Source organism: Mesorhizobium sp. M1409, from assembly GCF_040317535.1.
In the GTDB taxonomy this organism is placed as follows: domain Bacteria; phylum Pseudomonadota; class Alphaproteobacteria; order Rhizobiales; family Rhizobiaceae; genus Mesorhizobium.
Window position 1 is genome coordinate 1 of the sequence record NZ_JAMYKV010000159.1, and the last position, 660, is coordinate 660.

Annotated in this window: 1 protein-coding gene; it reads left to right on the plus strand. The window is 63.6% G+C overall.

Annotated features, from left to right (window positions below; translation table 11 throughout):
* Positions 1–660 (plus strand): chaperonin GroEL (groEL, locus tag NKG99_RS35815; RefSeq protein ID WP_352874187.1); only part of this gene is annotated, 660 nt, incomplete at both ends.

Below are 660 nucleotides of genomic sequence, written 5' to 3' on the forward strand. Positions count from 1 at the left end.
CTTCGAAGACCAACGACATCGCCGGCGACGGCACCACGACCGCGACCGTTCTGGCGCAGTCGATCGTCCAGGAAGGCCACAAGGCGGTTGCCGCCGGCATGAACCCGATGGACCTGAAACGCGGCATCGATCTGGCCGTGACCGAAGTCGTCGCGGCGCTCGGCAAGGCTGCCAAGAAGATCAAGACCTCCGAGGAAGTCGCCCAGGTCGGCACCATCGCCGGCAATGGCGACGAGTCGGTCGGCAAGATGATCGCGGAAGCGATGCAGAAGGTCGGCAACGAAGGCGTCATCACGGTTGAGGAAGCCAAGACCGCCGAGACCGAGCTGGAAGTCGTCGAAGGCATGCAGTTCGACCGCGGCTACCTGTCGCCCTACTTCGTCACCAACGCCGACAAGATGGTGGCAGAGCTCGAGGACGTCTACATCCTCCTGCACGAGAAGAAGCTCTCCAACCTGCAGGCCATGCTGCCGGTTCTCGAAGCCGTCGTGCAGACCTCCAAGCCGCTGCTCATCATCTCGGAAGACGTCGAAGGCGAGGCCCTGGCCACGCTGGTCGTCAACAAGCTGCGTGGTGGCCTGAAGATCGCCGCCGTCAAGGCGCCGGGCTTCGGTGATCGCCGCAAGGCCATGCTGGAAGACATCGCCATCCTCACCGGTG